General features: G+C 69.5%; 23 protein-coding genes, 2 tRNA genes and 2 pseudogenes. 23 read left to right on the plus strand and 4 right to left on the minus strand.

The features are described from left to right. The first annotated feature begins 60 nt into the window (after positions 1-60). The 5 genes from typA to BCY76_RS03670 all read left to right on the plus strand — a co-directional run bounded on the left by typA (position 61) and on the right by BCY76_RS03670 (position 5,551). Entirely contained in the window at positions 61-2,007 is a 1,947-nt protein-coding gene (typA, locus tag BCY76_RS03650) for a translational GTPase TypA (protein ID WP_070159295.1), read from the plus strand. Positions 2,008-2,114: 107 nt separating this feature from the next. After that, entirely contained in the window at positions 2,115-2,558 is a 444-nt protein-coding gene (locus BCY76_RS03655; RefSeq protein ID WP_070159296.1) for a hypothetical protein, read from the plus strand. A 165-nt stretch (positions 2,559-2,723) separates the two neighbouring features. Next, complete coding sequence (fdxA, locus tag BCY76_RS03660) at positions 2,724-3,044, plus strand: ferredoxin (protein ID WP_070159298.1); 321 nt, start codon at positions 2,724-2,726, stop codon at positions 3,042-3,044. Between the two features lie 9 nt (positions 3,045-3,053). Continuing rightward, a complete protein-coding gene (gene dapC, locus BCY76_RS03665; RefSeq protein WP_085437173.1) occupies positions 3,054-4,151 on the plus strand; it encodes a succinyldiaminopimelate transaminase in 1,098 nt (365 codons plus the stop codon). A 116-nt stretch (positions 4,152-4,267) separates the two neighbouring features. After that, on the plus strand, positions 4,268-5,551 hold the full coding sequence (locus BCY76_RS03670) for a citrate synthase (protein WP_070159300.1): 1,284 nt from the start codon (positions 4,268-4,270) through the stop codon (positions 5,549-5,551). 242 nt (positions 5,552-5,793) lie between these two features. On the opposite strand, the gene BCY76_RS03675 is transcribed toward BCY76_RS03670, so the two are convergent. Both BCY76_RS03675 and dapD read right to left on the minus strand, forming a co-directional pair. Then, a complete protein-coding gene (locus tag BCY76_RS03675) occupies positions 5,794-6,603 on the minus strand; it encodes a hypothetical protein (RefSeq protein ID WP_070159301.1) in 810 nt (269 codons plus the stop codon). A 405-nt stretch (positions 6,604-7,008) separates the two neighbouring features. After that, entirely contained in the window at positions 7,009-7,980 is a 972-nt protein-coding gene (gene dapD, locus BCY76_RS03680; RefSeq protein WP_070159333.1) for a 2,3,4,5-tetrahydropyridine-2,6-dicarboxylate N-succinyltransferase, read from the minus strand. Positions 7,981-8,112: 132 nt separating this feature from the next. On the opposite strand from dapD, the pseudogene dapE reads away from it, so the two are divergent. From dapE to BCY76_RS03715, 8 genes and pseudogenes are all read left to right on the plus strand, one after another. Continuing rightward, a pseudogene (gene dapE, locus BCY76_RS03685) lies at positions 8,113-9,293 on the plus strand (succinyl-diaminopimelate desuccinylase). A 247-nt stretch (positions 9,294-9,540) separates the two neighbouring features. Continuing rightward, complete coding sequence (locus BCY76_RS03690) at positions 9,541-10,548, plus strand: TAXI family TRAP transporter solute-binding subunit (protein ID WP_070159302.1); 1,008 nt, start codon at positions 9,541-9,543, stop codon at positions 10,546-10,548. Beyond that, complete coding sequence (locus BCY76_RS03695; RefSeq protein ID WP_070159304.1) at positions 10,545-12,644, plus strand: TRAP transporter permease; 2,100 nt, start codon at positions 10,545-10,547, stop codon at positions 12,642-12,644. The genes BCY76_RS03690 and BCY76_RS03695 overlap by 4 nt, the downstream gene beginning before the upstream one ends. 88 nt (positions 12,645-12,732) lie before the next feature. Beyond that, positions 12,733-13,401, plus strand: a complete 669-nt coding sequence (locus BCY76_RS03700; protein WP_237089945.1) for an SDR family oxidoreductase — start codon at positions 12,733-12,735, stop codon at positions 13,399-13,401. Then, entirely contained in the window at positions 13,398-13,859 is a 462-nt protein-coding gene (locus tag BCY76_RS03705; protein WP_083277386.1) for a GNAT family acetyltransferase, read from the plus strand. Before BCY76_RS03700 ends, BCY76_RS03705 begins: the two co-directional genes overlap by 4 nt. A 66-nt stretch (positions 13,860-13,925) precedes the next feature. Beyond that, positions 13,926-15,053: an FAD-dependent oxidoreductase gene (locus BCY76_RS03710; RefSeq protein ID WP_070159307.1), complete on the plus strand. Its 1,128-nt coding sequence runs from the start codon at positions 13,926-13,928 to the stop codon at positions 15,051-15,053. 62 nt (positions 15,054-15,115) lie between these two features. After that, positions 15,116-15,337 (plus strand): hypothetical protein, encoded by a 222-nt coding sequence (locus BCY76_RS17935; protein WP_170922570.1) that lies wholly within the window; start codon positions 15,116-15,118, stop codon positions 15,335-15,337. A 12-nt stretch (positions 15,338-15,349) separates the two neighbouring features. Then, positions 15,350-15,784, plus strand: a complete 435-nt coding sequence (locus BCY76_RS03715) for a peptidoglycan recognition protein family protein (protein WP_170922571.1) — start codon at positions 15,350-15,352, stop codon at positions 15,782-15,784. A gap of 127 nt (positions 15,785-15,911) precedes the next feature. Here BCY76_RS03715 and BCY76_RS03720 read toward each other — a convergent pair. Further along, positions 15,912-15,983: transfer RNA gene (locus BCY76_RS03720), tRNA-Asn, on the minus strand. 241 nt (positions 15,984-16,224) lie between these two features. Here BCY76_RS03720 and BCY76_RS03725 point away from each other — a divergent pair. From BCY76_RS03725 to BCY76_RS20245, 6 genes are all read left to right on the plus strand, one after another. Then, positions 16,225-16,743, plus strand: coding sequence for an NUDIX hydrolase (locus BCY76_RS03725; RefSeq protein ID WP_336581890.1), 519 nt, complete (start codon positions 16,225-16,227; stop codon positions 16,741-16,743). After that, positions 16,740-17,228, plus strand: a complete 489-nt coding sequence (locus BCY76_RS03730; protein ID WP_070159312.1) for a TIGR00730 family Rossman fold protein — start codon at positions 16,740-16,742, stop codon at positions 17,226-17,228. Before BCY76_RS03725 ends, BCY76_RS03730 begins: the two co-directional genes overlap by 4 nt. A 76-nt stretch (positions 17,229-17,304) precedes the next feature. Next, positions 17,305-17,805, plus strand: a complete 501-nt coding sequence (locus BCY76_RS03735; protein ID WP_070159313.1) for a GNAT family N-acetyltransferase — start codon at positions 17,305-17,307, stop codon at positions 17,803-17,805. Positions 17,806-17,934: 129 nt separating this feature from the next. Further along, complete coding sequence (gene purU / locus BCY76_RS03740; RefSeq protein WP_070159315.1) at positions 17,935-18,810, plus strand: formyltetrahydrofolate deformylase; 876 nt, start codon at positions 17,935-17,937, stop codon at positions 18,808-18,810. A 119-nt stretch (positions 18,811-18,929) separates the two neighbouring features. Continuing rightward, positions 18,930-19,676 (plus strand): siderophore-interacting protein, encoded by a 747-nt coding sequence (locus tag BCY76_RS03745; protein WP_336581891.1) that lies wholly within the window; start codon positions 18,930-18,932, stop codon positions 19,674-19,676. Continuing rightward, on the plus strand, positions 19,558-19,827 hold the full coding sequence (locus tag BCY76_RS20245) for a siderophore-interacting protein (protein WP_336581892.1): 270 nt from the start codon (positions 19,558-19,560) through the stop codon (positions 19,825-19,827). The genes BCY76_RS03745 and BCY76_RS20245 overlap by 119 nt, the downstream gene beginning before the upstream one ends. A 24-nt stretch (positions 19,828-19,851) precedes the next feature. Here BCY76_RS20245 and BCY76_RS03750 read toward each other — a convergent pair whose 3' ends face one another. Continuing rightward, entirely contained in the window at positions 19,852-20,298 is a 447-nt protein-coding gene (locus BCY76_RS03750; RefSeq protein ID WP_085437175.1) for a TM2 domain-containing protein, read from the minus strand. Between the two features lie 168 nt (positions 20,299-20,466). On the opposite strand from BCY76_RS03750, the pseudogene BCY76_RS03760 reads away from it, so the two are divergent. From BCY76_RS03760 to BCY76_RS03775, 4 genes and pseudogenes are all read left to right on the plus strand, one after another. Then, positions 20,467-21,332 (plus strand): annotated as a pseudogene (locus tag BCY76_RS03760) (phage holin family protein). Positions 21,333-21,472: 140 nt separating this feature from the next. Beyond that, positions 21,473-22,126: a CDP-alcohol phosphatidyltransferase family protein gene (locus tag BCY76_RS03765; RefSeq protein WP_070159319.1), complete on the plus strand. Its 654-nt coding sequence runs from the start codon at positions 21,473-21,475 to the stop codon at positions 22,124-22,126. Positions 22,127-22,152: 26 nt separating this feature from the next. Beyond that, positions 22,153-23,403, plus strand: coding sequence for a glycosyltransferase (locus BCY76_RS03770; protein WP_083277389.1), 1,251 nt, complete (start codon positions 22,153-22,155; stop codon positions 23,401-23,403). Positions 23,404-23,454: 51 nt separating this feature from the next. Continuing rightward, positions 23,455-23,531: transfer RNA gene (locus tag BCY76_RS03775), tRNA-Ile, on the plus strand. Positions 23,532-23,688 lie beyond the last annotated feature (157 nt).

The raw sequence follows: 23,688 nt of genomic DNA on the forward strand, positions 1-23,688 counted from the left end.
TCAGCGGCGGTGCGGCGCCCGATCCACACCTCTTTCTACTCCGGAAGGCGCTGCCCCGACATGACCACTGCTGCCGTACGCGCACAAGCAGGCACTGACGAGCGTCAGGACCTGCGCAACGTCGCGATCGTCGCCCACGTCGACCACGGCAAGACCACCCTGGTCGACGCCATGCTGCGTCAGACCAAGGCCGTCGGTGGCCATGGCGACCTCGAGGACCGAGTCATGGACTCCGGGGACCTCGAGAAGGAGAAGGGCATCACGATCCTGGCCAAGAACACCACAGTGTTCTACTCCGGTCCCGCCGCGGCAGAGCACGCCGGCACCGACCAGGTCACCATCAACGTCATCGACACCCCCGGCCACGCCGACTTCGGCGGTGAGGTCGAGCGCGGGCTGTCCATGGTCGACGGCGTCGTGCTGCTCGTCGACGCCTCCGAGGGCCCGCTGCCGCAGACCCGCTTCGTGCTGCGCAAGGCGCTCAACGCCCAGCTGCCCGTCATCCTGGTGGTCAACAAGACAGACCGACCGGACGCGCGCATCGAGGGCGTCGTCTCCGACACCATGGATCTGCTGCTGGGGCTGGCCTCCGACGTCGCCGAGGAGAACCCTGACCTGGACCTGGACTCCGTGCTGGACGTCCCCGTGGTCTACGCCTCCGGCAAGGCCGGCCGGGCCTCCACCGAGCAGCCCGCCGACGGCGGTCTGCCGGAGAACGAGGACCTGGAGCCGCTGTTCTCCACCATCCTGGAGCACGTCCCCGCTCCGCGCTACGACGCCGACGAGGTCCTCCAGGCCCACGTGACCAACCTGGACGCCTCGCCGTTCCTGGGCCGTCTGGCGCTGCTGCGCATCTTCAACGGCACTCTGCGGAAGAACCAGCAGGTCGCCTGGGCGCGCAAGGACGGTTCGGTCAAGACCGTCAAGATCACCGAGCTGCTGGCCACCAAGGGGCTGGAGCGGGTCTCCGCCGAGTCCGCGGGGCCCGGCGAGATCGTGGCAGTGGCCGGCATCGAGGACATCATGATCGGAGAGACCCTCACCGACCTGGAGTCCCCGAAGCCGCTGCCGAACATCATCGTGGACGACCCGGCGATCTCCATGACGGTGGGCATCAACACCTCCCCGATGGCCGGCCGCGTCAAGGGCGCGAAGGTCACCGCCCGTCAGGTCAAGGACCGACTGGACAAGGAGCTCATCGGCAACGTCTCCATCAAGGTGCTCCCCACGGAGCGTCCTGACACCTGGGAGGTCCAGGGCCGCGGCGAGCTCGCCCTGGCCATCCTGGTGGAGCAGATGCGCCGTGAGGGCTTCGAGCTGACCGTGGGCAAGCCGCAGGTGGTCACCCGTGAGATCGACGGAGTCCTCCACGAGCCGATGGAGAACATGACCATCGACGCCCCCGAAGAGCACATGGGTGCGATCACCCAGCTCATGGCCGCCCGCAAGGGCACCATGACCACCATGACGAACAACGGCACCGGCTGGATCCGCATGGAGTTCATGGTTCCCGCCCGCGGGCTCATCGGCTTCCGCACCAAGTTCCTCACCGAGACCCGCGGGGCCGGCATCGCCTCCTCCTACGCGGCCGGATACGAGCCATGGAAGGGCGAGATCGAGTACCGGATCTCCGGCTCTCTGGTGGCGGACCGCGCCGGATCGGCCACTCCGTTCGCCATGATCAACCTTCAGGAGCGCGGCACCTTCTTCGTGGAGGCCCAGTCCGAGGTCTATGAGGGCCAGGTGGTGGGGGAGAACTCCCGCAACGAGGACATGGAGGTCAACATCACCAAGGAGAAGAAGCTGACCAACATGCGCGCCGCCAGCGCTGACAGCTTCGAGGGCCTGACCCCGCCGGTCAAGCTCACCTTGGAGGAGTCCCTCGAGTTCGCCAACGACGACGAGTGTGTGGAGGTCACCCCGGAGTCCATCCGGATCCGCAAGGTCACCCTCAACGCCTCGGACCGCCTGAAGGAATCCCGGAAGAAGAAGAGCGCGGCCCAGTGACCACCCCTCCCCATCAGCACGGAGCAGCGGACGGATCAGCCCACGGTGCGACCTCGGACCCGGCAGGTCCCGAGCGCATAGCGCGCAACCGCCCGCGGAACCGCCCCGTGCTGATGGGGATCTGCTTCTCCGCCGGAGCCGTCATCGGAGTGCTGGGCACTGCGGTGCACGGCAACCTGTGGATGCTGGGGGAGACCCACAGCGGGTTCGTGATCCCCTGGGGCGCGGCGGTGGCGCTGCTGCTGTGCCTGCTCGCCCAGCTCTGGGCCGGCCTGCGGGCCGACTCGCTGCTGGAGCCCACCGTCATGGGCATCACCACCTTCACCGTGGCCACCGTCGCCTATCTCTGGCCGGGTCCGGACCAGCTCATGGTGCCCTACAGCGCCGAGGCGATGGAGCTGCTGCCCGGGCCGACGATCGCCTCACTGATCTGGTGGTTGGGCAGTGCGGGCATCACGCTGGTGTCCATGGTGCTGGTGAAGTGGATCCTCGCCCGCGACGCCGCCGTCGCCCGCTCCCGCCCGACCCCGGGCGAGGGCTTCCTCATGTGACGCAGAGACCGGCGCCCGCTGGGACATCCGCAGCTCCGGATCGGTAGACTGGAGTCCACCGGCACGCCATGTGCCGCGTGCACCTGAGTACAGTCGCCGGTCGCCTCGCCCACCGACCGGCATTCCCGGGTCACCGTCCGGTGGCCAGGAGAGACAGAGGAGTCCATGACTTACATCATCGCCCTTCCCTGTGTGGACCTGAAGGACAAGGCCTGCATCGAGGAATGCCCGGTGGACTGCATCTATGAGGGCGAACGGTCGCTCTACATCCACCCCGACGAGTGCGTAGACTGCGGCGCCTGCGAACCCGTCTGCCCGGTGGAGGCCATCTACTACGAGGACGACGTCCCGGAGGAGTGGTCCGAGTACTACCGGGCCAATGTCGAGTTCTTCGACGACATCGGCTCTCCGGGCGGTGCGGCGAAGGTCGGCATGATCGCCAAGGACCACGAGGTCATCTCCGCACTGCCTCCGCAGGAGCACTGACTGCCGCCTATGCTCACGCTTCCTGACTACCCGTGGGACGCCATGGCTCCGTACCTGGAGCAGGCGGCCGCCCACCCCGACGGCGCGGTCAACCTCTCCATCGGGACCCCCGTGGATCCCACTCCCGCAGTGATCCGCGAGGCACTGGCCTCCGCCGCGGATGCACCGGGATACCCGACCACCCACGGACGGCGTGAGCTGCGCGAGGCGGTGGTCTCCTGGTTCGCTCGGCGCCGCGGCGTCGAGGGCCTGGACCCGGAGGCCGTGCTGCCCACGATCGGCTCCAAGGAGTTCGTCGCCTGGCTGCCGACCCTGCTGGGGCTGGGGGAGGGCGACGTCGTGCTGCGGCCGAAGGTCGCCTATCCGACCTACGACATCGGGGCCCAGATCGCCGGGGCCACCCCGCTGGCGGTCGAGGACCCGGCCGAGGTGGACGAGGAGACCCTGTCACGGGTGAAGCTGATCTGGCTGAACTCGCCGTCGAACCCGACCGGGGCGGTCACGGGCGTCGAGAGCATGGCCGCGGTGGTTCGGCTGGCTCGGCGCCTCGGCGCCGTCGTCGCCTCCGACGAGTGCTACGCCGAGCTGCCGTGGATGGTCGACGACGTCCCCTCCGTGCTCGATCCCCGGGTCAGCGCCGGCGATCACGCGGGACTGCTGGCGGTCTACTCGGCCTCCAAGCAGTCGAACCTGGCCGGGTACCGTGCGGCGTTCGTCGCCGGCTGCCCGGAGCTGATCGCCGGACTGGTCAACACCCGCAAGCATGCGGGGATGATCATGCCGGCACCCGTGCAGGAGGCGCTGCGGGTGGCGCTGAGCGACGACGCGCACGTCGACGCCCAGCGGGAGGTCTACCGTCGGCGACGGGAGCGGCTGCTGCCTGCCCTGCAGGCCGCCGGTCTGCAGGTGCAGCACTCCGACGCCGGGCTCTACCTGTGGTGCACCGACGGCGCCTCCGACTCGTGGACGCTGGTGGAGCAGATGGCCGCGCGCGGCATCGTCGTCGGCCCTGGTGTGTTCTACGGGGAGCACGGGGACGGGTTCATCCGGGTGGCGCTGACCGCCTCCGATGAGCGGATCGCCGCCGCCTCTGCACGGCTGAGATGACCCCGCGCCGGGCCCGTCCCGGCGCCCGACGTGAAACGTGACACAACTGGCGACGCGACGTGACGACCAGGTAGGTTGTCAGAGTTGCGTACGAGTGTTTCTGATGAGGAGACCGCATGACTGAGCAGACAGCAGCCCGCCTGAGCTATCAGGACCAGGAGCTCGAGCTACCCGTCGAGAATGCCGTGGAAGGCAATGACGGGCTCGACATCGCTCCGCTGCTGAAGACCACCGGGGCGGTCACCTACGACCCCGGATTCATGAACACCGCGAACGCGAAGTCGGCGATCACCTACATCGATGGTGCCGAGGGGATCCTGCGCTACCGCGGCTACCCGATCGAGCAGCTCGCTCAGCACTCGAACTTCCTCGAGGTGAGCTACCTGCTCATCTACGGCGAGCTGCCCACCGCGGAGCAGCTGGACGCCTTCGACAACGTCACCCGCCGCCACACGCTGCTGCACGAGGAGCTCAAGGGTTTCTTCGGCGGCTTCCCACGTGACGCCCACCCGATGCCGGTGCTGTCCTCAGCCGTCTCGGCCCTGTCGACCTTCTACCAGGACTCGCTCGACCCCTTCGACGACGAGCACGTCGAGCGCTCCACCTACCGACTGCTGGCGAAGGTCCCCACCATCGCCGCCTACGCGTACAAGAAGTCCATCGGCCAGCCGATGCTCTACCCGGACAACAACCTGGACCTGGTGGAGAACTTCCTGCGCGGCTGCTTCGGTGTGCCCGCCGAGCAGTACGAGCTGGACCCCGAGATCGTCAAAGCGCTGGACACCCTGCTGATCCTGCACGCCGACCACGAGCAGAACTGCTCCACCTCCACGGTCCGTCTGGTGGGCTCCTCGCAGGCGAACATGTTCGCCTCCATCTCCGCGGGGATCAACGCCCTGTTCGGCCCGGCCCACGGCGGCGCGAACGAAGCGGTGCTGAAGATGCTGCGCCAGATCCAGGCGGGCGACGTCAGCCCCGAGGCCTTCATGGAGAAGGTCAAGAACAAGGAGGACGGCGTCCGCCTGATGGGCTTCGGCCACCGCGTGTACAAGAACTACGACCCGCGTGCCCGGGTGGTGAAGGGCATCGCCGACTCCATGTTGGCCAAGCTCGGCGGCGACGACGAGCTCTTCGACATCGCCCAGCGGCTCGAGCAGAAGGCGCTGGAGGACGACTACTTCATCGAGCGCAAGCTCTACCCGAACGTCGACTTCTACACGGGCCTCATCTACAAGGCGATGGGCTTCCCGGAGAAGATGTTCACCGTGCTCTTCGCCCTCGGTCGTCTGCCCGGCTGGATCGCCCAGTGGCGCGAGATGATGAGGGACCCCTCCACCAAGATCGGGCGACCGCGTCAGCTCTACATCGGTGAGCCGGAGCGCAGCTACCCGGGCGCCTGACCCGAGGCCGAGGCGCCGTCAGTGCAGGACCCCGCAACCGGAGCACGGCGGCGGGGTCTTCTGCTGTCGTGAGTCGCACGGGTATCGCGCGGGTGGCCGCGGTCTGGGTGGGGCCTGCGGCAGAGCCGCCGCAGGGAGCTGTACGAGGAGTCATCTGCCCGCAGATCGCACGCCAGGCGAAGCGCTTGAGTACCAGGAGATGTCCGGGAAAGTGACGACTCGGTCTGCGTGGTGGGGGCCGCTCAGAAGCCGATGACGACGGCGTCGTCGGAGATCTCCTCCACCCGTGACCAGCGTCCGGAGTCGCGACTCCATTCAAAGGCCCCGGCGTGGACCGTCTGGGTGCCGTAGACGTCGGCGGTGGCCACGGCCCAGTGCGCCAGGGTCCACAGCTCCCGGGTCGTGTCGGCCTGCTCGTCGTCCTCATCGCCGCCGGGCATGCTCACCGTGACGACGGTCCCGGCCTCCGGACCGGCGCCGTCCGCGTCATCACCGGCGGCGGCGCTGCGGTCGATCAGGATCGGCCCGAACTCCTCGAGCTCGTCCCGCGCGTCCTCATCGGCGCCCTCGTCCTCATCGGCGCCCTCGTCCTCGTCCTCGGACCCGAGAGCCTCCAGTGCCTCCTGGGCGTCGTCGGGCACTTCAAGGGCGGTGCCCAGGACCCCCGCCACCTCGTGGGCGAGGCCGTCAGGGTCCGGGTTGGGGGCGTCCTTGCGGGTGAGGCGGCAGGTCATGCCGATCGGCTGCGCACCGGTCAGCGGCGCCGCGAAGGCCCTGCCGCGCTCCGCGTGGCGTGAGTAGAAGCTGGGGTCCATGGGACGCTCCAGCACGTCGGCGGCTTCGGAGACGCTGAGCTCAGGCGTCCACGGGTCGTCCTCGTGGTCCCGAGCCGACTCCAGGGCGTCGTAGAAGCCCTCCACGGAGCTTGCGACCTCCACCGGGCCGTCATCGTCCGACCAGCTGGGTGACCCGCTGCGGAACAGCTCGCGGGCGTCGTATTCGTCGGTGGCCTCGAGGACCTGCAGGTCAGATTCCTGCAGGGAGATGGCCAAGCGTCGGCGGCGGCCTCCCGGGGAAGTCCCCGGTCCACCGCCAGTGCCGCCACCAGTGCGGCATTCGCCGACTGGTGCGGGGTCAGCACGTGGAGCTCCCCGCCCACCTGCACCTCGCAGCGGGCGTCCAGCAGATACTCCTGCTCGTCGATGTGACGCCAGGTGGCCCAGACGACGCCCGCCAGGACCATCGCCAGCAGGACAAGCACCGCCAGGGCGCGGCGACGGCGCCGGCGGCGGACCATCTCGCGGGTCGCCACGATCGGGCGCTCCGCCCGGTGTCTGCTCATCATCTCTGCTTCACCATCAGGTGTTCATCCGTCTCCGCCGCAGTGTCAGGAACCGCCCACCGTCGTGACGCCGGACGCCCAAGGGGCGGGCGGTCCGGCGTCACGACGTTGCGGCTCAGTTGGCGTGGAGGGCCGCGTTGAGCTCCACCTTCTGGCCCTTGCGCGGCACGGCCTCCAGGCGGCCGGACACGGAGTTGCGACGGAACAGCAGGTTCGGGACGCCGGAGAGGGCAGAGCCCTTGACGACCTCCACCACGTTGCCGTGGTCGTCGAGCACGGAGACCTTGGTGCCGGCGGTGACGTACAGGCCGGCCTCCACCACCGAGTCATCGCCGATGGAGATGCCGACGCCGGCATTGGCGCCGAGCAGCACCCGCTCACCCAGGGCCACACGCTCCGTGCCGCCGCCGGAGAGGGTGCCCATGATCGAGGCGCCGCCGCCGACGTCAGTGCCGTCGCCCACCACGACGCCTGCAGAGATGCGGCCCTCCACCATGGAGACCCCGAGAGTGCCGGCGTTGAAGTTCACGAAGCCCTCGTGCATGACCGTGGTGCCCTCAGCCAGATGTGCGCCGAGACGGACGCGGTCGGCGTCACCGATGCGCACGCCCACCGGCGTCACGTAGTCCACCAGGCGCGGGAACTTGTCGATGCTGTGCACGGTGACGTGACCGCGCGAGCGCAGCTTCAGACGGGTGGCCTCGAAGCCGTCCACCGCGCAGGGCCCGAAGTTGGTCCAGACCACGTTGGTCAGGTGGCCGAAGATGCCCTCCAGGTTGAGGGTGTTCGGCTGGGCGAGACGGTGCGAGAGCAGGTGCAGACGCAGCCACACGTCCGAGGTGCCGGCGGCCGGCGCGTCGAGGTCCGCCTCGACGGAGACCACCTCGGTGCGCACTCCTCGGTCGCTGTCCTCGCCGACGGCGGCCTCGAGGGAGGCCAGCAGCGCGGCGTCCTCGTTCTGGGCCAGCGGCGCCAGCACTGGGGCAGGGAACCAGGTGTCGAGCACGGTCCCGTCGGCGGTGACGGTGGCCAGGCCGTGGCCGGAGGCGATGCGGGAGGCGGATGCAGCAGTGTCGGTCGAAGTCATGCCGCCCATCTTACGGATTACAGTGGGGTCATGCCCGTCGATGAGACCTCCGCTGACAGAACCTCCGGCACCTCCTCCGCCACGTCCTCCGACTCTGCTCCCGGCGGTGCCTCCGCCCCCGCCGCTCCGCTGATGCTGGACCTCACCGCAGAGATCACCCAGCTGACCGAACAGGTGATCGCCTGCGAGTCGGTCTCCGGGAACGAGACCCGGTTGGCCGATGCGGTGGAGTCTGCCCTGCTGGGCCTGGGCGGCCTGCGGGTGCACCGGGACGGCGACACGGTGATCGCCCGCACCGACACCGGCGCGGACCAGCGGGTGGTGCTGGCCGGGCACCTGGACACGGTGCCGCTGCCCAGCGACCCGGAGACCCGTGGCACCCCGGCTTCCGCGGGACGGTCCCGCCGCAGTGGGTCGCCGCAGACGGTGCGGACGCATCCGCCGATGACGGCGAGCGCCCCGACGGCGACGTCCTCTACGGTCGCGGAGCCACCGACATGAAGGGCGGGGTGGCCGTCCAGCTGGCGTTGGCCGCCGACGTCGCGGACCGGCTGCGGACGATGACGGCCGCACAGAGCTTGGCATGCGACGTCACCTGGGTCTTCTACGACCACGAGGAGGTCGAGGCCGCCAAATCCGGCCTGGGGCGGGTGCTGCGGAGCACTCCGGAGCTGCTGGAGGCTGACTTCGCGGTGCTCCTGGAGCCGACCCACGGTGCCGTGGAGGGCGGCTGCAATGGCACGTGCCGGCTGCGTGTCACCGTGCCGGGGGTCGCCGCGCACTCGGGCCGCGCGTGGAAGGGTCGCAACGCGATCCACGCCGCCGCGCCGGTGCTCGCCGCGTTGGAGGCGTATGAGCCGCGCACGGTCGACGTCGACGGCCTGGCGTATCGGGAGGGCCTCAACGCGGTCTCGATCACCGGCGGCATCGCCGGCAATGTCATCCCGGACGCCTGCACCGTGGAGATCAACTACCGCTTCGCCCCGGACAAGACCGAGGCGCAGGCCCACGACCACGTCCGTGAGGTGCTGCGCGCCGCCGGCGTGGACGAGGAGCTCATCGAGGTCACCGACTCCTCTCCCGGGGCCCGGCCGGGCCTGGAGCATCCCGCCGCGGAGGCCTTCCTGGCCGCCGTCGACGGGGAGCCCAAGCCGAAGTACGGATGGACGGATGTGGCCCGGTTCTCCGCGCTGGGCGTGCCGGCGGTGAACTTCGGCCCGGGCGACGCGCTGCTGGCCCACACCGACGACGAGCACGTCACGGCCGGAGATCTGCGGGCGTGCCTGGCGTCGATGCGCCGCTGGCTGCTCTGAGGACCCAGTCGCCGGCTGCTCTGGGGACCGGGACGTCTGGGGCGTGTCGGCCGGACCGACAGCGCCGATCCGTCTGACCTGGCACGGTGACGATCCCGTCGGGGCCGATGTGGCGGAGGTAACGATTCCGTAACCAGGGCCTCCCATCCTCCTGCAGAGCGCTGTGTCCGCATAGCCTTACTGGACGAGGTCAGAAGGGGGACCCCCGTTCTGACCTGCTCGCACACGTGAATGAGGAGGACACCCCATGAGGATCCGACGCACTGCCGCCGCTGTCACAGCGGCCGCAGCCATGGTCGCCCTGTCCGCCTGCGGCGACGACGCTGAGGGAAACGGTGAGGACGTGGAGGTCGGCGGCGAGGAGGACTTCGTCACCGATCTCACCTTCGGCACCGGGGGCACCGCAGGGACCTACTACCCGCTGGGCGGTGAGCTCTCGGACATCTTCGAGGCCAACACCAGCGCTGACTCGGTGAACTATGTCGAGTCCGGGGGCTCAGGCGAGAATCTGGGCCAGATGTTCCAGGAGGAGTGGCAGCTCGGCCTGACGCAGAACGACACCGCCAACGACGGCGTCAACGGTCAGCTGGACGACCTCGACGGCGTCGAGCTGAACAACATCGGCTGGATCGCCAACCTCTACCCGGAGGCCGCCCACATCGTGGTGCGGGCGGACTCGGGCTTCGACTCGGTCGATGACCTGGAGGGCGCCACCATCGCCGTCGGCGACGCCGGCTCCGGCACGCGCGCGATCTCCGACGCCATCCTCGCGGCCCACGGGCTGGAGGAAGGGGACTACACCCCGGAGGTCACCGACTTCGGGGCCTCCACCGAGATGCTGGCCGACAACCAGATCGACGCCTCGATCTTCGTCGTCGGCACCCCGGTGGCAGGGCTGACGCAGCTGGCCGCGTCAACGGATGTGGATCTGCTGGGCCTCGACGACGCGATCGCCGACGAGATCTCCGGCGACTCCGGTGCGGAGCCGTATGACATCTCCGCCGAGGCCTACGACTTCCTCGACGAGGATGTCGCGACCGTGTCGGTGTTCGCCGCCCTGGCCGCCTCCACGACCCAGGTCAGCGAGGACCTCGGCTACGAGATCACCGCGGCGATCTTCGAGCACGCGGACGAGATCACCCTGGATGTCGGGGAGTCGATCGACATGGAGGAGGCCCTGCTGGGCATCGGTGACGTGCCGCTGCACCCCGGTGCTGAGCGGTACTACGACGAGCAGGGCATCGACCTGCCGTGAGCGACGCACCTGGTCGGGACGCCCTCCCGGCAGGTGGGCAGGTCGATCCTGCCGCAGAGGCGAAGGCCGAGAAGGTCCTCCGCGAGCACGACACCTCCAGCCGGTTCCGCACGGACCTGGGCTGGTGGGGTTGGCTCGTGGGGGCCATCTCGGTCGTCTTCACCCTCTACCACCTGTACGCGGCGCTGGAGCGACCGTTCAACAACTGGATGCACGGCTCCCTCCATCTCGCGGGGGCGACGTCGCTGATCTTCCTGCTGTACCCGGCGAGCAGGCGTCTGCTGGACCGCCCCGCCACCGGGGTGCTCTGGAAGGACACGCTGCTCGGGCGGGGCCGCGGAGTGCCGTGGTACGACGCACTGCTGGCCGCGGCCGGCGTGTACTGCAACCTGTACATCTTCGTCGAGTATGAGCGCCTGACCGGCAACGCCGTGCAGATCCTGGGCTACTCGGACCTGGACCACGTCGTCGCCGTCGCCGGCATCCTGTTGGTGCTGGAGGCCACGCGGCGCTGCGTGGGCCTGCCGATCGTCATCATCGCGACCTTGGCGATGGTCTATGCGATCTTCGGCAACCACAGCCCGCTGTTCCCGCATCGGGGCATGTCCGTGGAGAACTTCGCCACCAGCACGTTCCTGTCCACCGGCCAGGGGGTCTTCGGCACGCCGATCCAGGTGTCCTCGAACTTCATCTTCCTGTTCCTGTTCTTCGCCGTGGTGTTGCTGCGCACCAACATCGGTCAGTTCTTCAACGACCTGGCCTTCCGCGCGGCCGGCCGATTCACCGGCGGGCCGGCCAAGGCGGCCATCGCGGCCTCGGGGCTGCAGGGGATGGTCTCCGGCTCCTCGGTGGCCAACACCGTGGCGTCGGGCTCCTTCACGATCCCGATCATGAAGAAGGCCGGGTTCAAGCCTCATGTGGCGGCCGCGACGGAGGCCACGGCCTCCACCGGTGGACAGATGATGCCGCCGATCATGGGCGCCGCGGCGTTCATCATGGCGCAGAACGTGCCGGATGTGGAGTACAACGACCTGATCGTCATCGCCGTGATCCCGGCCCTTCTGTACTTCCTGGGCGCGTTCCTCTCCATCCACTTCGAGGCGAAGCGCAACCACATCAAGGGACTGCCGATCGATGAGCTGCCCTCGCTGCGGTCGCTGATCACCCGGGCGGACCTGCTGCTGCCTCTGGCGGTCATCATCGGCACGCTGCTCTCGGGGATGTCGCCGATGCGGGCGGCCCTGCTGGGCATCGCCACCGCGTTCGTGCTGAGCTTCCTGCGCTCCTCCACACGGCTGGGGCCGCGGGGCATGGTGGAGCTGCTGGTGGCCGGTGCGCGCACGGCCCTGCCGGTGATCGCGGCCTGTGCCACTGCTGGCATCGTGGCCGGCACGGTGACCGCCACCGGGCTGGGAGGGCAGCTGGGGCGGGGCCTGGTGGACATCGCCGGAGGCAGCTTCCTGCTGGTCCTGGTGATGGTCATGGTGGCCTGCATCGTGCTCGGCATGGGGCTGCCCACCACGGCGAACTACGTGGTCACCGCGACGGTGGCCGCACCCATCCTCTACAACAACTTCGACGTCCCGCTGATCGCCGCCCACCTGTTCGTGTTCTTCTTCGGCATCCTCGCCGATATCACGCCACCGGTGTGTCTCGCCGCCTATGCGGGTGCGGGCATCGCCAACGCCAATCCGATGGCGGCGGGCGTCTCGGCGCTGCGAATAGCCATCGCGGGATTCCTCATCCCCTATGTGTTCATCCTCCAGCCGGCGCTGCTGCTGGAGGGCTCCTGGCAGGAGTTGGTGATCGCCCTGAGCACGGTGATCGTGGGCATGGTCGGAGTCTCCTCGGGGCTGGCCGGGCATCTGGTGGTGCGCGGCACGCTGCCCGAACGGTTCCTGCTCGTCGGCGGCGGCCTGGCGCTGATCTATCCGGATCTGCTGGTCTCCATGTCCGGGCTGGCCGCCATGGGTCTCGCGGTGATCATGCAGATCGTGCGTCGCGGGGCCTCGCGCGGGCCCGGGGCGGCCTCCGACTCGAGCCGCGGCGTCTCCGACGGCACGGACCCGGCCGACCACGGCGCCGCCCGCGCCTGACATGCCGTGAGCACGGGTCAGTCCAGCTCGATAGGCTGAGGCCCATGAGCACATCGACTGCAGCAGCCACTGAACGTCCCCTGCGCTGGTGACCGGCGCGACGCGCGGCATCGGCCGGGCCATCGCCGAGGACCTCGGCCGCACCATCACCGTGCTGGTCGGCGGGACGACGCCCGATCGTGTGGGGCCGTGGTCGCCGCGCTGCGAGCGCCTCTGCTTCGCGGCGGATCTGACCGACTCCGCCGCGGTGGCCGCCGCCGTCGAGGCGGCCGGGCTCGAAGCGCTTCGACGTGCTGGTCACTCCGCCGGCGTCGCCGACTCCGGAGAGGTCGGCACGGCAACGTCGGAGCTGTGGCGGCACGTGTTCGAGGTCAACGTGTTCGCCGTGGCGGAGCTCACCCGTCTGACTCTGCCGGCCCTGCGGGTGGCCCGCGGCCAGGTCATCGCCATCAACTCCGGCGCGGGCTATTCGTCCCGGGCCGGGGGAGGGATCTACTCCGGCAGCAAGTTCGCCCTGCGGGCGCTGACCGACGCGCTGCGTGACGAAGAGCGCGGCACGGTGCGCGTGACCTCGATCCATCCGGGCCGGGTGGACACGGACATGCAACGTGACCTGCAGACCCAGATGGGCAACACGGACTATGACGGCAGCATCTACATCGCCCCGCAGTCCGTGGCGGACACCGTTCGACTGGCGGTGGACATGCCGGAGGCCTCGATGGTGGAGGAGCTCTCCATCCGGCCGGTGCACCGGTGACCGGTCAGCCGGCGGGAGCGGCTCCCGGAGACGTCGTCGAGCTCCCGACCGACGCCGTGCCGGACGCGGTTGCGCTGTGGCATGAGGCGGGTCTGACCCGACCGTGGAACGACCCGGAGGGGGACTGCCGTCGCGCCCTCGAGGGCAAAGAGTCCACAGTGCTGTGCCTGCCGACGTCGAGGGCCTCTGACGAGGCGAGCGGAGGTCGGCTGCGCGGCACCGTCATGGTCGGCCACGACGGGCACAGGGGATGGATCTATTATCTGGCCGTCCGTGATGATCTGCGGGGTCAGGGCTTGGGTGAGCGTCTGGTCAGAGCCGCCGAGGACTGGCTCCGTGCCCGGGGCATCCCGAAGCTGATGCTGATGGTGCGCCGGGAGAACCAGGCGGTGCATGCCTTCTATGATCGTCTGGACTATACCGAGCAGGACGTGGTCACCCTGGGCCGGTTCCTGTGACCGGCCGGAGGCACACCGGTCTCACCGGGGTGTGTCTGCCGGCGACGGTGAAGGGAGCTGGGACGTATGGGGGAGTCGAGCCGTCACGTGGTGATCGGGGCGGGTCTGGCCGGGGCCTCGGCGGCGTGGCGCCTGGCGCAGGCCGGGCACGAGCTCGCCGTCCTGGAGCGGGACGTGCCCGCCGGGCCTCTGGGCAGCTCCCACGGATCGGCGCGCATCTTTCGCTACGCCTATCCGGACCGGTTCTACGCCGATCTGGTGGTGCAGGCGGCCGAGGGCTGGCAGGAGCTGGAGCGCGAGGCGGAGGAGCCGCTGCTGACCCTGACCGGGGCGGTGGACCACGGGGAGGCGCGCAGGCCCGCTGAGCTGGCACAGGTGCTCGCCGGGGCCGGAGTCGACCACGAGCTGCTCGGCGCCGCCGAGGCCGCTGACCGGTGGCCCATGTTCGCCTTCGACTCGGAGGTGCTGTGGCACCCCGGGGCAGGGGTGCTCGACGCCGAACGTACGGTGGCCGCCATGCTGCGGATGGCCCAGCGGGCCGGTGCGCGGCTGCAGACCGGCTGGGAGGTCAGCCGGGTGGAGGAGACCGCCTCCGGGGTCCGGCTGACCTCCTCGGACGGGCGCCGTTGGGATGCCGAGCATCTGGTCGTCTGCGCGGGCGGCTGGCTTCCGCGGCTTCTGGGGGAGCTGCCGCTGCCCGCCGGCTTCCTCCCGGCGAACCGCCGGCTGACGGTCCGGCAGGAGCAGGCCTTCCACTACCCCTACCGCGGGGGAGCGGCGGAGGCCTCCGCCCGGCCCACGTTCATCCACGGGGACCGTGACATCACCGTCTATGGGCTGCCCGGCGGGCGCGACGCCGACCATAGGGGCCAGAAGGTCGCCGAGTTCAACGGCGGCAAGGTCATCGGGTCTGCCGCGGATCAGGACGGCAGGATCGACGACGCCGGACGGGCCCGGGTGACCAGGTTCGTGGCCGACAGGCTGCCCGGGGTGGAACCGACCCCGTATGCGGAGACCACCTGCCTGTTCACCACCACCGCCGACGAGGACTTCCTCATCGACCGGCATGAGCGGGTCACCGTGGTCTCGCCCTGTTCAGGTCATGGGGCGAAGTTCGCCCCGCTGCTCGGAGAGTTGGTCCTGGCCGCGGCGACCGGCGACGGGGACGTGCCGGCGACGTTCCGCGCCCGATGATCCGTCGTGACGCGCCTCCTGGCCCCTTGATCCCTGCGCAACGCTCCAGTAGCTTGCACCCCATGGATCTCACACGGCGAACTCTGTTCCTCGTCAGCGGTGCCGGAGCGGCGGCCGTCGGGCTCAGCGTCGGGGCTGCCCCCGCCCGTGCGTCCGATGCGAGCTCCTCGACGGATCCGGGTCAGGGCGCTGAGGGGCTGATCCGGCCCACCGCGTATGACGAGGACGGGCGGCGCCGCAATCCGGCGAACGCCCTGGGGTGCCCCTTGGGCCGAGGGGACTGAGCCATGGAGCCGGTGTGGAAGCATACGGAGAACTACTCGGCGGGACGCGAGGGCACGTCGGTGGACCGCATCGTCATCCATTACATCGTCGGCACATTGGCCGCGGCGGATGCGACGTTCGCCGACCCGGGCTCGGGGGTCAGCGCTCACTACGGCATCGGTGAAGGCGCTCTGCACCAGTACGTCAGCGAGATCAACACCGCCTGGCATGCGGGGGACCTGGCGATGAATCGGCGCAGCATCGGCATCGAGCATTCTGCGGACCCGGAGCGGGCGCCGAGCGAGGACACCTACGAGATCTCCATCGAGCTGTGCACCCGGATATGCCGCGAGCGGGGTCTGGACCCGCAGACTCAGATCATCCCTCACGGGGATGTGGTGGCGACCGCCTGCCCGGGGACGGTGTCCGTCCGACGGATCCGCGATGGGGTGGCTATTCGGCTCTGACCGGCGATGCGAGGAGTCCCGGCGGCGATAGGCGCCGACGATGACGAGAGCAGAGGGCGACGGTGTCAGCGAGCGGCAATGGCAGAGGGCCCCGACTCGTGGCGAGTCGAGGCCCTCATGCGATGAGCTCCCCCAGCTGGATTCGAACCAGCAACCCCTCGATTAACAGTCGAGTGCTCTGCCGTTGAGCTATGGAGGATTGCGACTGAAAGAGTGTAGCAGTCGAATCTCGGCCGAGGGAAATCGGACGGGCCGAGGAGGCGCACATCACAACACGCCGGGCGGGGGTGCTGGGGTTCGCCGAGCCTCTGCCGAGGGTCGAGACCCGCGGAATCACGCGGCGGCGGCGGACTGCCACCGTGCCGCTGATCACGTTCTACGACGGGTCTGTGGGCGGCAGGAGGCCTGACCTCGCATGATCCGTGGTTACCATGGACGCCGTGCTGACCACTGAACATCCCCAGGACGCCTCCCCGCCGAGGCATGCGGCCCTCTCGGACGTGGCGCTGACGGCGCCCGTTCCGGGGCGGGCAGAGTCCGCCGACGCCATCCATGTGAGTGCGGTGGTCATCCGCAACTCGGACGGCGAAGTGCTCACGGTGCGCAAGAGCGGCACCGACCGGTTCATGCTGCCCGGCGGCAAGCCGGAGCCCGGCGAGACCCCCGTGCAGACCGCGGTGCGTGAATGTGCTGAGGAGCTCAGCGTGGAGCTCTGGCCGGAGGATCTGCGCGAACTGGGGACCTTCCACGCCGCAGCGGCCAATGAGCCCGGTCGGCTGGTCACCGGAGAGATCTTCCTCCACGACGCCGCACCTGCCGCCGTCGACGCCGCCCCGGCGTCCGAGATCGCCGAGCTGCGCTGGCTCTCCCCGGCTGCTGAGCCGATGCCGGAAGACCTGGCCCCCCTGCTGGCCGAGGAGGTCCTCCCGGCGCTGAAGGGCGAGGAGACCAGGGCGTGAGATCCCTGACCGTCTTCACCGGGTCCAGCCACGGGCATGACCCGGCCCACGCCCGTGCGGTGCGCCGTCTCGGTGCTCTGCTGGGGCGCCGCGGCATCACGGTGGTCTACGGCGGGGGGAACGTCGGGCTCATGGGCGTCCTCGCCGACGCCGCCCTGGGGGCCGGGGGAGAGGTCCACGGCGTGATGCCGCAGGGGCTGGTGGACCGTGAGATCGCCCACCCCGGGTTGACGCGTCTGGACGTCGTCGCCGACATGCACGAGCGCAAGCGCCGCATGGCCGAGCTGGGCGACGGCTTCCTGGCCATGCCGGGCGGCGCCGGCACCTTGGAGGAGCTCTTCGAGGTGTGGACCTGGCAGCATCTGGGCCTCCACCGCAAGCCGGTCGCGCTCTTCGACGTCGGAGGCTTCTGGCAGCCGCTGCTCGCCATGGTGGACCACATGGTCGAGGCCGGATTCCTCACCCCTCCCCGGCGGGAGCGCTGATCGTCGACGATCAGGTCCCAGAACTTGTGGACAGGCTGGCCGCCTCCGCGACCGATCTGACGGAGGTCTGAGTCCCATGGCCGACCCGGAGGTGGAGATCCTCGCCGGAGAGGTCCCCGAGGCCGCCCAGCTGGAGAACCTCTACGGGTCCGTCGGATGGACCGCCTACACCGGGGACCCCGCCCGGCTGCATCGAGCGGTGGCGGGCTCCTTCGCGGTGGCCACCGCCTGGGCCTCCGATTCAGCTCCTCGAGCCGACGGAGCCGACAGAGCTGACGGAGCAGACGGAGGACGCCGCCTGGTCGGCCTGGCCCGGATCCTCAGCGACGGTGAGACGATCGCCTATCTGCAGGACGTGCTGGTGCGGCCGGAGCTGCACCGTCGCGGCATCGCGCGACGACTGGTCGAGGAGGTGCTGGCGCCGGTGCGTCAGGTGAGGCAGAAGGTCCTGCTCACCGATTCCGAGCCCGGGCAGCGGGCCTTCTACGAGGCCTTGGGGTTCACCGAGGTCCGGGACGTCTCGCCGACAGGGCTGCGGGCGTTCGTGTCACTGGAGCCGACACCGCCGGAAGCCTGAGGCCGTCGCCCTCGGCGTGACTGCTATCCTCTCCCACGACCCCCGACGCCGGTCGGGCCGCTCCTCATCGGGGAGTCGCCGCCGTCGTCGTCCTCGGACCGCCCCGCCGCCTTCACCTCAGGAGTGACCATGACCTCCGTCGACGCGTCGCCGACCGACATCGCCCGGCTCATCATCAGCTGCCCGGACCAGCCGGGGATCGTCGCCGCCGTCTCGGATGTGATCACCGATCTCGGCGGCAACATCATCTCGCTGGACCAGTACAGCACCGGTGTCGCGGGTGGGCGCTTCTTCCAGCGCACGGTCTTCCACCTGCCCGGACTCGCCGCCGCCCGGCCGAGCATCGAGGAGGCGGTCCAGACGCGTCTGGCGGCGCGCTTCGACATGGAGTGGAGTCTCACCGACGCCGGCACGCCCAAGCGTGTGGCGATCTTCGCCTCCAAGGCGGACCACTGCCTGCTGGATCTGCTGTGGCGGCACCGCCGGGGGGAGATCCCGATGGACATCGCCATGGTGATCTCCAACCACCCGGACCTCGCCGACGACGTCCGGCCCTTCGGCATTCCCTACATCCACGTGCCGGTGGACAAGGGTGACAAGGCAGCGGCCGAGGCCCGGCATCTGGAGCTGCTGAAGGGCAATGTGGACCTCATCGTGCTGGCCCGCTACATGCAGATCATCTCCGAGGACTTCCTCCGTGAGGTGGGCGCCCCGGTCATCAACATCCATCACAGCTTCCTGCCCGCCTTCATCGGAGCCGGACCGTACCGCAAGGCGAAGGAGCGGGGGGTCAAGCTGATCGGCGCCACTGCGCACTACGTGACCAAGGACCTGGACGAGGGGCCCATCATCGAGCAGGACGTCATCCGGGTCTCCCATGAGGACGACGTCGCGCAGCTGACCCGCTTCGGCGCTGACGTGGAGCGTGCAGTGCTGTCCCGGGCGGTGCAGTGGCACTGCGAGGACCGCGTCATCCGCAACGGCCAGACGACCATCGTCTTCTGAGCGACGGCCCGACGGGCATGGATTCCATTACGGCTGAGTGACGTTATCGGGGCCAGGCAGGTGAGGCATGCCTTTCCTGTAGACTCCGCGGTGCAGAACCCGTGGAAAGGACCTGCCGTATGTCTCCTCAGACCCCACCGTCCGCACCGGATCAGCCGGCGCCTGATCAGCCGGCGCCTGTGCGCCCCGACGCCGGCGGTGCCCGGAAGCCCCGGGTCCAGCATGTGCTGACGGTCCAGCAGGTGCGGCGGCTGTCTCCGCACCTGGTGCGTGTGGTGCTCGGCGGCGAGGGGTTCGCAGCCCTCGAGTTCAAGGACGCCACGGACCAGTACATCAAGATGCTCTTCGCTGATCCGGCGCTGGGGCTCGATCGGCCCTATGACCTCGATGCCCTGCGGGAGCGTCTGCCGATGGAGCAGATGCCGGTGACCCGCACCTACACGGTCCGTCACATCGATCACGACGCCGGCCAGCTGTGGGTGGACATGGTCACCCACGGCGAGGAGGGCCTCGCCGGCGGCTGGGCCCAGCAGGTCCGCCCGGGGGAGCTGATCAGCTTCTTCGGGCCCGGGGGCGCCTACGCGCCGCGGGAGGAGGCCGACTGGCACCTGCTGGCCGGGGATGAGTCCGCCCTGCCGGCCATCGCGGCGGCGGTCGAAGCCTTGGAGCCGACGCCCGCGGCGTCGTCGTGCTCGAAGTGCCCTCCGTCGAAGACCAGGTGTCGCTGCTGCGCCGGACGGGGTGGAGGTGCGCTGGCTGCATCGCGGCGGCGAGTTCACGCCGGAGAGCACCCGGCTGGTCGAGGCGGTGGCGAGCCTGGAGATCCCTGCCGGGGACGTGCAGGTCTTCGTCCACGGAGAGCGTGAGCAGATGAAGCGGATGCGACGGCTGCTGGTCGAGGAGCGGGGACTGCCCCGCCGGGGGATGTCGCTCTCGGCCTACTGGGCCTTCGGGTGCGTGGAGGACCAGTTCCAGGCGGAGAAGCGGACCCCGGTGGGTCAGATCGACCCGGCCTGACCGGGGCCGGCGTACGAAGGATGTTCAGCCGCTGACCGCTGAGCTGGTGCCGATGACCAGGGCGGCGATGAGCAGGCCCACCAGGAACAGCACCGTCACGGCGGCACAGGGACCGGCCCAGCGGCGGAAGCCGTCCAGCCGCACGTCCTGACGGTCGGACATCGTGCCGCTGAGCAGCAGGAACAGATCGATGATCGTCCAAGCGCCCACCACGCCCATGAAGATGAAGCCGAGGTTGACCGCGCCCGTGGCGAAGCCGACCATCGCGGTGCCGAACATCAGGGTCTTGAGAACCCCGGTGGGGAGTCGGCCCAGGTAGTAGCGCTGGGCGCCCATCGGTCCGAGGAACAGCGCCAACGCCCATGCGACGAGGAACTTCTTCTCGGACGTGGGCTGCGCTTCGAAGGCGGCGCGATCCTCCGCAGTGAAGGTGTTCGCGTAGAGCTCGTCCAGGTCCAGCTGCTCGGGCATGCCTCCATGGTAGTGCCCGCCGCCCAGCGCTCGGCGCACGGGATGGTGGCGGCGGAGCCCTGTCCCGGTCACCAGGGGCGTTGGTGGTAGTTTGGTCACGGAAGGCTGCGCAGCCCGCTGTGCCAGTCCCACAGGTCCGACCAGTCATTTCAGGATGGAGGCGCTGTCTTGGCTCAGCAAGGAGCAGGGCACACCCGCACCGCTGCCCCCCGCCCATCGCTCGTCGACCTGATCAAGGTCGTCCTGCGCCTGGGGCCGAAGCAGATCAATGACGAGATCCAGCTGGCCATCGGCCAGATGAAGACCAAGGGCATCGCGGCAGGCATCGCCGCCGCCCTGATGGTCGTCGGCCTGGTCTTTCTGACCTTCCTGGTGGTCGCCCTGATCGTCGCCGCCGTGGCGGCCTTCGGACTGATCTTCGAGCTCTGGGCGGCCGCCTGATCGTCGCCGGGATCTTCCTGCTGATCGCGGCGGTCTTCGTGCTCATCGGCCTGCTGCGCCTGAAGAAGGCCATGCCGCTGATGCCCGAGGACGCGATTCGAGGGCTCCGACTGGACCTGGGGGTGGCCAAGGAGGGCAGCAGCTTCGACCCGCGCACGCTGGACCGGCAGGATGCCGAGCGTCGCCGGAAGAAGGAGGAGGCCAAGCGGGAGGCCCAGGAGCGCAAGAAGCAGCAGGCCAAGACTCCCGGCGAGGGCAGCCCGAAGAAGCCGAGCTACCGGGAGCTGCTGCGGCGCACCGCTCAGCGACGGGAGCACCTGGGGTCCCTGCATGATGAGATCCGTGAGCGCAGCGACAAGGAGTCGCTCAAGTCCGAGGCCCAGGGCGGCGTGGCCGGCCTGAAGGAGAAGCTGCGCGGCGCCGGCCGCTCCGCGGGCGACGCCGATGCCGGTGACGCCCCACAGGGCTCGGGCGCCGGCCACGAGGGACCGTCGGCAGGAGACTTCGTCGCGGCCCGGTGGAAGCCGTTGGCGGTGCTGGGCGCCTCCGCGGCTGCCGGCGCGGTGTTCCTGCGTGAACTGACCAAGCGCTGAGCTCGGGACTCGGCTGAGGCGGACCTGGCAGACTCGAGCTCGCGTGACACGGTCGCGCTGCCTCTGACCACAACTTCACACGACCCGTCCCCGTCGGCGATCGTCGACGGGGTTCCCCGCCGAGACCAGCAGAGGACCCTGTGAGATTCATCGGTGCCGGAACCCGGGAGGGTTTCGAGTACACCCTGCATGAGACATTCTGGACCGTTCCGAATGTCGTCACGGTCGTGCGCTTTCTGCTGCTTCCGGTCTTCGTGTGGCTGGTCGCCACCGGCTCCTATCTCGGGGCGTTCTGGGTGTTGGCGGTGCTGAGCTCTACCGACTGGGTGGACGGGTACATCGCGCGGCGCTTCGACCAGCTCAGCACAGTGGGGCAGTGGCTGGACCCGCTGGCGGACCGGCTCTCGCTGGTGATCGTCACCATCACGCTGGTGGTGTTCTCGGTGGCGCCGCTGTGGGTGGTGCTCGCTGTGGTGATCCCTGATCTGGTGCTGTTCGTCCACGCGGCCGTGCGCTTCTCCGGCTCCCCGCAGCTGACCGTCTCGGTGCTGGGCAAGATCCGCACCGCCTGCCTGCTGGTGGGGGCGCCGCTGATCCTCCTGGGCCGCACACCGCAGCTGGAGGGCACTGTGCTGGTCATCACGGCGGAGCTAGTGCTCGCGGCAGGATGTCTGATGCACATCCTGGCGTCCATCGATTATCTTGTGAAGGCGCACCGCAAAGCGCGCCAGCTCCGAAGCCGGGGCATCAGGCCCCGCGATCGTGCCCAGTGGGCGCGGGAGTCGGGCGGGTGACTATCCCAGGAGGACACGAGCGGCTCATGCCCAGGACCCAGGACACGCTGCGCATCCTCATCGCGGCGGACACCTACCCGCCGGACGTCAACGGGGCGGCCGTGTTCTGTCATCGGCTGGCTCGGCATATGACCCGCATGGGTCACGAGGTCCATATCGCAGCGGCCCGGAACGACTCCGGACCGGACCTGGTCCAGCACACCGAGGATGCGACGGTCCACCGGTTCCGGTCCTTCAAGGCTCCCACGCACGAGTACTACCGGCTGTGCCTGCCCTGGCTGGTGGAACCCGCCATGGACCGGCTGATGGAGGAGGTCCAGCCCGACGTCGTCCACGTCCAGTGCCATTACATGATCGGCAAGGCCGCGATCGAGGCCGCTGAGCGGCGGAGGATCCGCACGATCGCAACGAACCACTTCATGCCGGAGAACCTGGACCCGTTCCTGCCGTTCCCCGACTGGTTCTGCCGCATCGTGGCCGAGAACTCCTGGCGGGACATGGGCCGGCTGATGGGCAAGGCTTCGGTGGTGACCACCCCGACGCCTCTGGCCGCGCAGACCATGCGCGAGCGTGCCGGCTTCGACCACGTGCTGCCGCTGTCCAACGGCATCGACGTGGACCACTATCAGCTGCGGCCGGGCGAGGAGATCGCACCTGGGCAGCGGCCCACCGTGCTGTTCGTGGGTCGGCTGGCCGTGGAGAAGAACGTCGATGTGCTCATCGACGCGGTCGCCGCCACCGATCCTGCCCTCGACATCGGACTGGAGATCGTCGGCGACGGCGAGCAGCGTGATGTGCTCGCGGAGAAGATCCTGGCGCTGGGCCTGCAGGACCGGGTGCGCATGCGCGGCCACGTCGACGAGGACCAGCTGCGCCTCGCGTACCTGGAGGCCGACGTCTTCTGCCAGCCGGGCACCGCCGAGCTGCAGTCGCTGGTCTCCTTGGAGGCGATGTCGGCCGGCCGCCCGGTGGTCTTGGCCGACGCCCTGGCGTTGCCGCATCTGGTGGAGCCTGGCGTCAACGGGCACCTGTTCGCCCCGGGGGACGCCGCAGACCTGGCGGCGAAGCTGGAGGACATCGTCACCCGCAGCTCAGAGCAGCGGGAGGCGATGGGCCGGCGCAGCCGGGAGATCGCCTCGCGCCACAGCATCACCAAGACCATGGAGGCCTTCGAGCAGCTCTATCGCGGTGCCGACTGGGTGGACCCCGGGCAGTACGGCAAGGCTCAGGGGTGGCGTCCGGCGGCTCGCCGCCCGCGCCGCCGGCGCACCCGATAGGATGTCCTCGGTTCCGCCCGACGCCCAGGCGTCGGGAAGGGTGACCGATCCGGGGCGTTAGCTCAGCTGGTCAGAGCAGAAGACTCATAATCTTTTGGTCGCGGGTTCAAGCCCCGCACGCCCCACCAGCACATCCTCCTGGCCGATCTCCAGGTGGAGCCGGCCGGCCACCAGCTGCCCCAGCCGGTCGTCGCGCCAGCGCCGCGCCCGGCTCGGCGGCGTCGGCAGGGGCGGTTCCCTCAGCGTCCAGGCTGGCTCCGCGGGCGACGGCGGCCCGGTCCTCCA

Source organism: Nesterenkonia sp. PF2B19 (assembly GCF_001758425.2).
In the GTDB taxonomy this organism is placed as follows: Bacteria; Actinomycetota; Actinomycetes; order Actinomycetales; family Micrococcaceae; genus Nesterenkonia; species Nesterenkonia aethiopica.